This is a genomic window from Falsihalocynthiibacter sp. S25ZX9 (assembly GCF_041205405.1).
Lineage (GTDB): Bacteria > Pseudomonadota > Alphaproteobacteria > Rhodobacterales > Rhodobacteraceae > Falsihalocynthiibacter > Falsihalocynthiibacter arcticus.
The window spans coordinates 1-414 of sequence record NZ_JBGFCD010000080.1; the positions used below are offsets into that span (position 1 = coordinate 1).

The 414-nt window shown below is 61.1% G+C and carries 1 protein-coding gene; it reads right to left on the reverse strand.

Translation table 11 applies throughout. The features are described 5' to 3' along the window. Positions 1 to 414, reverse strand: a 414-nt coding sequence (locus AB9F29_RS21360) for an HAD family hydrolase (protein ID WP_369757183.1), incomplete at both ends; no start/stop codon positions are given.

Here is a 414-nt window from a genome sequence, read left to right on the forward strand (position 1 = left end):
CCGTCAACCACGCCTTTGACGCCTTTGCCCGTGATTGCTTCGAAGTCCTCAGCTTTAACCATTGCAACGCCGCGTTCTTCCGCGCCACGCACAATTGCCTCGGCCAAAGGGTGTTCAGAGCCACGTTCCAGCGACGCCGCGAGTCGCAATACCTCGGCCTCGTCATGCCCCGGTTCTGGCAGGACTGCGACAAGACGTGGTTTGCCATCTGTTAGGGTGCCGGTTTTGTCCACAATGAGCGTGTCGACCTTTTCGAACCGCTCCAGCGCCTCGGCGTTTTTAATCAGTACGCCCGCCTGTGCGCCGCGCCCAGTGGCGGTCATGATGGACATGGGCGTCGCGAGGCCAAGGGCACAGGGACAGGCGATGATCAACACGGCCACAGCCGAGATCAACCCGTAGGAAAGGGCTGGG